General features: G+C 69.2%; 9 protein-coding genes. 7 read left to right on the forward strand and 2 right to left on the reverse strand.

Going from position 1 to position 8,528, the window contains the following annotated elements; all coding sequences use genetic code 11:
• The first annotated feature begins 290 nt into the window (after nt 1–290).
• A complete protein-coding gene (locus SSOG_RS25995; RefSeq protein WP_063631657.1) occupies nt 291–1,394 on the forward strand; it encodes a hypothetical protein in 1,104 nt (367 codons plus the stop codon).
• A 284-nt stretch (nt 1,395–1,678) separates the two neighbouring features.
• Nucleotides 1,679–2,827, forward strand: coding sequence for a serine hydrolase domain-containing protein (locus tag SSOG_RS26000; protein ID WP_009717234.1), 1,149 nt, complete (start codon nt 1,679–1,681; stop codon nt 2,825–2,827).
• A gap of 73 nt (nt 2,828–2,900) precedes the next feature.
• On the opposite strand, the gene SSOG_RS26005 is transcribed toward SSOG_RS26000, so the two are convergent.
• The gene (locus SSOG_RS26005; protein WP_039938719.1) at nt 2,901–4,238 is read right to left on the reverse strand and encodes an NsdA family TPR-like regulatory protein; all 1,338 of its coding nucleotides are present in this window, start codon (nt 4,236–4,238) and stop codon (nt 2,901–2,903) included.
• 306 nt (nt 4,239–4,544) lie between these two features.
• On the opposite strand from SSOG_RS26005, the gene SSOG_RS57550 reads away from it, so the two are divergent.
• From SSOG_RS57550 to tgmC, 5 genes are all read left to right on the forward strand, one after another.
• Nucleotides 4,545–4,679 carry a hypothetical protein gene (locus SSOG_RS57550; protein ID WP_281048124.1) on the forward strand — a complete coding sequence of 45 codons (135 nt, stop codon included), beginning with the start codon at nt 4,545–4,547 and terminating at the stop codon, nt 4,677–4,679.
• 109 nt (nt 4,680–4,788) lie between these two features.
• Nucleotides 4,789–4,959, forward strand: coding sequence for a hypothetical protein (locus SSOG_RS53925; RefSeq protein ID WP_009717237.1), 171 nt, complete (start codon nt 4,789–4,791; stop codon nt 4,957–4,959).
• A 349-nt stretch (nt 4,960–5,308) separates the two neighbouring features.
• On the forward strand, nt 5,309–5,542 hold the full coding sequence (tgmA, locus tag SSOG_RS26015; RefSeq protein ID WP_245606635.1) for a putative ATP-grasp-modified RiPP: 234 nt from the start codon (nt 5,309–5,311) through the stop codon (nt 5,540–5,542).
• Nucleotides 5,539–6,510 carry an ATP-grasp ribosomal peptide maturase gene (tgmB, locus tag SSOG_RS48945; protein ID WP_078510401.1) on the forward strand — a complete coding sequence of 324 codons (972 nt, stop codon included), beginning with the start codon at nt 5,539–5,541 and terminating at the stop codon, nt 6,508–6,510. The genes tgmA and tgmB overlap by 4 nt, the downstream gene beginning before the upstream one ends.
• Nucleotides 6,500–7,636: an ATP-grasp peptide maturase system methyltransferase gene (tgmC, locus tag SSOG_RS26025; protein WP_009717240.1), complete on the forward strand. Its 1,137-nt coding sequence runs from the start codon at nt 6,500–6,502 to the stop codon at nt 7,634–7,636. The genes tgmB and tgmC overlap by 11 nt, the downstream gene beginning before the upstream one ends.
• 84 nt (nt 7,637–7,720) lie before the next feature.
• Here tgmC and SSOG_RS26030 read toward each other — a convergent pair whose 3' ends face one another.
• Complete coding sequence (locus tag SSOG_RS26030) at nt 7,721–8,407, reverse strand: PepSY domain-containing protein (protein ID WP_039938722.1); 687 nt, start codon at nt 8,405–8,407, stop codon at nt 7,721–7,723.
• Nucleotides 8,408–8,528: the final 121 nt, after the last annotated feature.

Below are 8,528 nucleotides of genomic sequence, written 5' to 3' on the forward strand. Positions count from 1 at the left end.
GGGAGGGGGCCCGCTCGGGGCGAAGCAGCCCGTGTTCGACACCTTCGTCTGCGCGGCCTGCGGGCATACCCAGCTGCATGTGCGGCTGGACCCGAAGATGTCGTCGCACATCCGGCGCAAACTCACCTGGATACCGCCGCAGCAGGGCATGGGCTAGATCCTGCCCGGGCGGACGGCCGGTACCCGCCGTCGGGGACGCCGATGTCCGGGATATTCCGGGATTCACCCCGAGCGGCGTAATGTCCGGCAAGGGGGCCGGTCGCGGCCCCGGGGTGGAGGGGGCGATGGGGATGACGGACCAGGTACCGAGAGCGCGCCGCGCGTGGGAGTGGCTGCTGCCCGCCGGTTTCGGCCTGCTCTGTCTGCTGCTCTCCGCCGGGCTGTTCGCCACCGTGCCGGGCGCGCTGGCGGACAAGCGCGCGTACGCCGCCGCGCCCGCCTGCCCGGGCGGCACGCGGTCGGACGCGTGCACGGTGACGGTTCCGGCGACCGTCGAGGGCACGGAGGACGAGTCCAGCGGCAAGAGCGTCCATTACTGGCTCCTCGCCACCGAACGGGGCTCGGACGCGGTGCGGCGCGTGCGCATGGCCGGGTCGCGGCCGGTGTACGACGCCGTGCGCGCGGGCGACGAGGTGACGCTGACGTACTGGCGGGGTGAGATCCGCACCGTGGGCTTCGGCGCCGCCGCCCAGGAGACCCATGCGTCGCCGGCCGACGACTGGCGACTTCCCACGGCCTTCGCCCTCCTGGCGCTGCCGTTCGGGCTCGCCATGCTCCTGACCGGCTGGGTGCACCGCCACCGCCGCCCCTTCGCGATGTGGACCACCTCCTGGCCGCTCACCGTGGGGCTGGTGACGAGCATCCTCCTCAGCTGTATCGGCCCCCTCGGGGCCATGGTCGGCGGCGGTGTACGGGACGCGTTCCTCATCACCGCTGCCGGCATTCCGCCCGCCGTCGGCCTGGCCGCCCTGTACGCATGGTGGTTCCGGCGCCGCACGGTACGCGCGGCGGACACCAGCGACATCGTCGCGCTTCCCGCCACGGAGCGGCAGTGCGTCCGCGCGTCGGTACACGGAGACGTCCCGTACAGCGGGCACGGCTGCGACCACGTGGTGGTCGGAGACGGACGCCCGGCGGCCACCCCGGACCCCACGGGACGCTTCGCCCTCAGAGCGCTCCCGGAGACGCTGACCGTGCGGCGCGTCCGGGGGCTGCGGCCCGATGACCCGGCTGACTGGTACGGCATCTACAAGTACGACGGCGTCGTCATCGAATGCCGGGACGGCGACCGCCCGGTGCTTGTCGTCACCGGGCGGCGTGACGTCCCCTGGATCCTCGGCGCGCTGGTCCGCCCCACACCGTCCCCCGGCCCGTTGCCGGAGGCGTGCCGCTGAGGCGGGGCGGTCAGCCGCCGAGCGTGCGGACGAAGAGCGCGTTGGGTTCGTTGCGAGGGCCCGCGCCTCAGCGTCCCCTGGGCGGGGGCAACCCGCGGGGGGCAACCCCAGGAACCGCCCTGAGGGCAGCGCATCGGCACATCGGGGGGAAAGCCGGATGGGCCGGATCCCCTCTCCGCTGGTGGGATGGTTACAGGTCCCCGGCTCCGGGGGCGAAGCAACCGCGGGTCACAGCCTGAGCGGTCCCTGCACGCACGGGCGACCCGAGCAGGAAGGGGACCATCATGCGTGTGTCAGCAAGGCGTCGGCGAGGTCTGCTCGCCCTGACCAGCCTGGCCGCAGTCATCCTCGCCGCATCGACCGGGCCGGTGGCGGCGGCGAAGCCGCAGCAGGCCGATCCGCTCCAACGGCGGGTGGACGCTGTTCACGACAGCGGGGCCGTCGGTGTGTTCGCCGAGGTGACGTCGCCCGGCGCACGGGACAGCGCGCGCGCCGGGACGGCCGAGAGGGACACCAGGAGGCCGATGCCGCGGAACGGCAGGTTACGGATCGGCAGCGCCACCAAGACCTTCACCGCCACGGTCGTGCTGCAACTCGTCGGCGAGGGACGGATGTCCCTGGAGGACACCGTCGAGCAATGGCTGCCAGGAGTGGTCCAGGGCAACGGCAACGACGGCAGCCGGATCACTGTCCGGCAGCTGCTGCAGCACACCAGCGGCATCCGTGACGTCCTGCCGGAGATACCCGCGTTGAACAGCGCGGACGGCTACCGGGCCGAGCGGTTCCGCACCTACACCCCCGAGGAGTTGGTGAAGCTGGCGACGCAGCACCGTCCCAAGTTCTCCCCGGGTAAAGGCTGGTCGTACTCCAACACCAACTACATTCTCGCCGCGATGATCATCCACGAGGTCACCGGCCGGAGTTGGGCACGGGAGGTGAACGACCGGATCATCCGCCCGCTGGACCTGAGGGGCACCAGTACGCCCGGCGCCTTCCCGTTCATCCTGGGCCCGCACGCCCACGGCTACGCCGCGTTCGGCACCCCCACCAGCATCGACGTCACGGCGCTCAATCCGAGCATGGCCGTCGGCTCCGGCTCGATCATCAGCACCACGCACGACCTGAACCGGTTCTACGCCGCACTGCTCGGCGGCCGTCTGCTGCCTCCGGCGCAGCTCGACGAGATGACGACCACCATGCCCGCGCCCGAGCTGGGTGTGAAGTACGGACTCGGTCTGGGTGAGCTCCCGTTGCCCTGTGGCGGCAGCTACTTCGGTCACCCGGGCGAACTGCTCGGCTATCACACCTGGGGTGGCGTCACCCGAGACGGGACCCGGACCGCCGTGGTGTACGTCACCAGTGACGGTGGCCAGCACACCCAGCGGGCCATGCGCACACTCGTGGGCCGTGAACTCTGCCGGACCGGCTCTTAAGCCTGCTGTCCTGGCGCGTCGCCGGTCACCAACGTCCGGGACTCCAGGCCGAGGCATGTGGTCGAGTGAGGCATCAAACGAGTGAGGCCGGAACGACCGTGCGGGCACGCTCGTGGAGTTCGCGCGCGGCCCGGTTTTTGAGGTGGGGTTGGATCAGGCCGAACATGCCCCGCACCCGTTGATCGGCCCGGCCTGAGTGCACCAACGGGAAATCATCCAAGACCTGGTGCCAGGTGGCGCAGGCCGCTTCCAGGTGGCCGATGTGCAATTGGCGCTCCGCAAGCGTGGCGCGCTGGCGCACCCTCCCGCGCCGATAGACGCTGGCGCGGAGTGTGTCCGCCTGCATCATGGCGTCGATCGACCCCCGCACATCGCCCAATTCGTAACGTACCTGACTTGTGTGGTAGTTCAGCGACGACGGGTCGTAAGAACCGAAAGCCTTCTCCCTGGACTCAGCCTTGTCCATGGCGATTTCGGCTTCCCGGAGGTGCGCAAGCGCCCTGTCGCGATCACCAACCTGCGCCGCCGCATGCGCCTGCTGCCCCGCGAGAAAGGCCCGCATCCGGGGGCCGGCCTGCGGGGAAGCCGCGGCGGCGGCATCGGCCAGGCGCATGGCCTGCTGGCCGTGGCCCAGATCGACGGCCTGCACACTCATGCCGCGCAGGGTTGTGCAGTAGGTCAGGTGATCTTCCGAGGCCCCGGCCAGTTCCAGAGCCTTCATGTAGTACTGCTGCGCGAGCCCGTGCGCCCCTTCGTCGACCGCCATGTATCCCGTGAGGTAGCAAAGGTCCGATGCTGCCGACATCATCGCTTTCCGGGTCGACTCTGTTGCGTCGGCCCTCAGATGTGGCGCCACGGTATTCACCAAGAATGCGGCGGCCATAGGGCGCGCGTGACGGCCACCGAATTGGTCGTCCAGCTCTGAAATCCGCTCGGTCATGGCGATGACCGTATGGACATCATCCATCCCGATGCGTTGCGCTCTGCCGGTCTGGACGCTCTCCAGTCGGCCCACCGCGTCGGGCCAGTCGGGCACCGTCATCGCCACGGAGAAAAGGCTCGCACCGAGGACACTGCGACGGGATGGATCCACGTCCTGCCTCCCGAGGTCGACCAGTCCTTCCACGGTACTCGGGCGACCGTTCGACTCCCGTACGGGCGACGGGAATCCGGCGTCCGCGGAGGTGATCGGCCGACGCAGCCTGCGGGCCAGTGCTTCGAGGATCAGCGCGCGCCGTTCCTCGTTCGGCACGTGGCCGTTGAGCCAGGTGTGAACGGTTTGAGGCGTGTACGTGGTCGGCGTCCCGCGCTCCGTACCGACGCGGTTGACCGCCTGGGCCAACTGACGCAGCGTCCACCCCGTCTCGCGGAACAGCCGCTCAAGGTCATGGTTCGGCACCCGGCTCCCCATGCCGCCACCTTCCTGCGTGCACAGACGATTTGACGCTTTTGAAAGCTGCTGCGGCTGTCACAGTACCGCTCTGCGTAGTGGCGCGGTTGCCTAGAGCGAGAAGAGACCCCCGCGACCGTGCGACCGGTCCGGGGGCATGGCCAACGCTGAAGAGGAGCGTCAACAGTGAAGAAGGCTATCGTCCAAATCCTTGAATGGGCGTTACGGCTGGTGTCGCCCGCACCAACTCCTCACGAGGTAGCCGGTGCTCCGGAACGTACTCCGGCACCGGCTGCCCAGCCCCGTTTGTCGGTGTCTGTCTGCGCCGTGGACCCTCCGACGCTTCCGCTCCCGCGCCTCCCCGTCGCCGACCGCTTCCCCATCGCGTGGGACACCGAACCCGTGCCGCTCTACATCGTCCGCTACGACCAGCAGCGTCGAGCGCTGGAAGCGACGCGGTGAGCGCGGACGCGCCGCCACCGCCCGAGCGCCCCACTGCGAAGGAGTTGGACCAGCGTGCGGAAGCCCTGAAGAAGAAGATCGACAAGCACCTCGGCCGGGGGAGCGGATCATGACGGAGGAGACCCCACCCTGCGCGGAGTGCCAGAAGTACACCGCGCTGCGTGAGAAGGCGAAGCAGTCCGGTGACTACCGGGCGGCGGCCGACTACGAACTGCTGCGCCGTCAGCACCCCTCCCACGAAATGCCGTCCGTGACGGCGCGTTGGGGGCTACCGACGTGAACGAGTCGACGCCATACAAGGGGCCGCAGCTGGGGCAGGAGGCTTACGACGCCGTCACAGGACGGGCCGGCGTGCTCCAGGCCATCTGCCACGTCAACGAGCTTGCCTTCGATCACGGGATGCCTGGCCCGCTCGTCGCGTTCCTCCGCCCCGCGACGGGCGGACAGGAGTGGACGGCTGACCCAGGGAACCTCCGTTGTCCCGAGTGACTACGGAGGTGCCGCCCGCAGCGGCTCGGCGGACCTAACGAACGTCCTCTACCGACGCATGTGAGCAGGGCGACACACTGTGTGCCGGAGGTCAGCCGCGACTGGCTGGAGAAAAGGAGATGGAAGTGGGCGTGGCAACAATGCCGTGGGGCCTGACGCGCATGAGGCCCTACCCCGAAGCGGTGGTTCTTCCCGCTGCGCAGGTCGCCCTCGACCCGGGGACCCAGACCGGGCGATGGGTCGACTCGGACGGTCTGGGCGTGCCCTTCACGGGCAAGCACAAAAGGTCCGAGACGAGCAAGGAAACTCAGACCAAAACAAGCCTGGACGGCAACCCGGACCAGGGCAGCGACCAGGAAGGCGACACGGATTGACTCCGGCCGCCTCCGTCCTCGTTGTCTCACGGGTGGATGACGTCACCGCCGATGCGGTCATCGAGGAACTGAATCGGCGCCGGGTTCCCGTCGTACGCCTGGACCCGGGCGATTTTCCCATGGACATCTCCCTCGCGGCCCGTCTGGACAACGACGGGCTGCGGGGAAAGGCTCGGACGCGGACTCGAGTCACCGACCTCGACCGGATTCGATCCGTGTATTGGCGCCGACCGCGCCCCTATGCGGCTCCACCCGGGCTGGGAGACCAGGACGCCCGTTGGTGCCGGGAAGAGGCTCGCTATGGTCTCGGAGGTGTTCTCGCTTCCCTCCCCGGCGCGTATTACGTGAACCACCCGTGGCGGAATCGGGATGCCGAGCACAAGCCCGCCCAGCTCGCCGCCGCAGCGCGTTGCGGCTTCGACATCCCGCCGACTCTTCTCACGAACGACGAGACCTCCGCCAGGGAGTTCGCCCGTGCCCACGGCCCCGTCATCTACAAGCCACTGCGCAGCACGGACTACCAGAATGCCGACGGTCGGGCGCTGACCGTATGGGTCGAGGAAGTTGATCCCGCCGACCTGGCCGCCGGCGTTGACCAAACCGTGCACCTATTCCAGAAGCGCGTGCAATCCGTCGCTGATCTACGGGTGACCGCCGTGGGCGAAGAGGTCTTCACGGTCCGGATCGAGGGTTCGCCCGGCCTGGACTGGCGACGCCACTACGACACCTTGTCGTACTCGCTCATCGATACGCCGCCGACGTTGGCCACGAGGGTGCGGCAATATCTGGACGCCTTCGGTCTCGTCTTCGGCGCCTTCGATTTCGGCGTGGACCGGGACGGCCGAATCTGGTGGTACGAGTGCAACCCCAACGGCCAGTTTGCGTGGTTCCCTGAACCGATCAGCGAAAAGATCGTCACTGCCGTCGCCGACCAGCTCCACCACGCAGGAGAACATCGTGCCCGCTGACCCTGCTGCGCTCCGTCTCGCCCTGGCCGAGGAGGTTGCCGCCGCCAATCCGACCCTCGACTCCGGATGGCGCGATGCCGTCGCGGTGGTCCCCCGCGAACTGTTCCTCGGCGCCGCGGCCTTCCGCCCCACCGGCGCCGGGTGGGAACCCGTACGCCGAGCCGAGGTCGGGGAGGACGAATGGCTGCGGATGGTCTACTCCGACCGGACGTGGGTCACCCAGGTCGAGGGGGAGGACGCCGCCGAGGCCACGGGGGCCGTCTCCGGCAGCCCCACGTCCTCGGCGACCCTCCCCTCCCTCGTGGTCCGCACGGCCCAGGTGGCTGAGCTGCGACCCGGTCAGAGGGTCCTCGAAGTGGGCACCGGAACCGGCTACTCCACCGCGATCCTGTGCCACCGGCTCGGGGCCGGGAACGTCGTCAGTATCGAGTACGACGCCGATCTCGCGGCGCGAGCCGCCGTGCACCTGAGCGAGGCCGGATGTGCGCCAACGCTCGCGGTCGGAGACGGACTCCAAGGGTGCAGGAAGCATGCCGACTACGACGCGATCATCGCCACCTGCTCCGTTCGGTCCATCCCGCACTCGTGGTTCTGGCAGCTGAACGACGGCGGATCGATCACCACCACCGTCAGCGGCTGGATGCTCGCTGCCGGGATGATCCGCCTCGTCCTCGATGACGAGGGAACCGCCCACGGCCGGTTCACCGGCGACACCATCACCTATATGCTCGCCCGCCCCCACGAGCGGCCTCCATCGCCGTCCTTCTTCCGGCTGGACGGCGACAGCCGTAGTACCCGCCTGGATCCCGGGCTCCTCGAAGAGTGGGCGGGACGGTTCGTCGCCCAGCTCGCGGCACCCTCGGCCGAGCTGATGACCACCGGCTCCGGCATCATCCTCCGCGACGTGGCGACCGGTTCACAGGCTTGGACCGAACCCGACGGCGACGGATGGACCGTGCACCAGCACGGACCGCTCCACCTCTGGGACCAAGTGGAACAGGCCCTTCTCCTGTGGCGGGACGCGGGGGCACCGGACTTGACGAAGTTCGGGATGACCGCCACCCCCTTCGAGCAGACCGTATGGATCGGCTCTCCGGAGGGGCCCGGCTGGCAGCTCCCGGTCTGACCGCTGACAGGCGAAGGGGCCGCTCCCGCCGGACAGTGGCGGGGGCGGCCCCTTCGGGCTCATGAGGCGTCAGAGGCGGGCTGGTCAGTCGTCGTCGCCGTCATCGCTGTCGTTGTCGTCGTGGTCGACGTGCTGGTTGAGGACCTTGCCGCTGGCGGCGTCGACGGTGATGTCGTGGCTCTTGTGGTCCTTGCCGAGGACGTCGACCTCGTAGACGGTCGCGCCGGTGCGGTCGTTGTCGTCCAGGCCGAAGGAGGTAACGGTGCCGGGCACGGCCTTCAGGGCCTGGTCGGTGGCGTTGGCGTAGCCGGTCTTGTCGCCCTTGATCAGGGCCTGGGTCTCGCGGGCGTCCTCGGCGGCGTCGTCGTCGCGGTCGGTGTGCTGGTTGAGTACCTTGCCGTTGCCCGCGTCGATGGTCACGTCGTGGCTCTTGTGGTCCTTGCCGAAGACGTCGACCTCCCAGATCAGGGAGCCGTTGCGGTCGGCGGTGTCCAGCTCGGCGGAGGTCGCGGTGCCGGGGACGGCCTTCAGGGCGGCGGCGGTGGCCTGGTCGTAGGTGACCTTGTCGGCCTTGACCTCGGTGCGGTCCTGGGCGGTGTCGTCCAGGTGGCGCTCGTTCTGGGTGAGCTGGACCGAGGACTTCGGCGCCGGGCCGCCGTCGTCGTCCGCGAAGGCGCTGGCCGCGCCCGTGCCGCCGATCAGGGCGATGGCGGCGGCCGTGCCGAGGACGACGGCGCGGGGGGCGAGGGTGCGCTTGGCGTTGGCCTTCATGGGGGCGGTTCCTCCGGTTCGTGTGGCGTGTTGTGCTTTCGTCGGCGGGGCCCTGTCGCGCCCTTCCGACATCCACTACGTTGCCGAATCGAACCTGAACGCAGCCTGAAGTCCTGAAGCC

The organism is Streptomyces himastatinicus ATCC 53653 (assembly GCF_000158915.1).
In the GTDB taxonomy this organism is placed as follows: domain Bacteria; phylum Actinomycetota; class Actinomycetes; order Streptomycetales; family Streptomycetaceae; genus Streptomyces; species Streptomyces himastatinicus.

What these genes read in the sequence shown, in the direction of transcription:
- SSOG_RS25995 (WP_063631657.1), top strand. Translation starts at nt 291, where the DNA reads ATGACGGACCAGGTACCGAGAGCGCGCCGCGCGTGGGAGTGGCTGCTG.
- SSOG_RS26000 (WP_009717234.1), top strand. Translation starts at nt 1,679, where the DNA reads ATGCGTGTGTCAGCAAGGCGTCGGCGAGGTCTGCTCGCCCTGACCAGC.
- SSOG_RS26005 (WP_039938719.1), bottom strand. Translation starts at nt 4,238, where the DNA reads ATGGGGAGCCGGGTGCCGAACCATGACCTTGAGCGGCTGTTCCGCGAG.
- SSOG_RS53925 (WP_009717237.1), top strand. Translation starts at nt 4,789, where the DNA reads ATGACGGAGGAGACCCCACCCTGCGCGGAGTGCCAGAAGTACACCGCG.
- tgmA (WP_245606635.1), top strand. Translation starts at nt 5,309, where the DNA reads ATGCCGTGGGGCCTGACGCGCATGAGGCCCTACCCCGAAGCGGTGGTT.
- SSOG_RS26030 (WP_039938722.1), bottom strand. Translation starts at nt 8,407, where the DNA reads ATGAAGGCCAACGCCAAGCGCACCCTCGCCCCCCGCGCCGTCGTCCTC.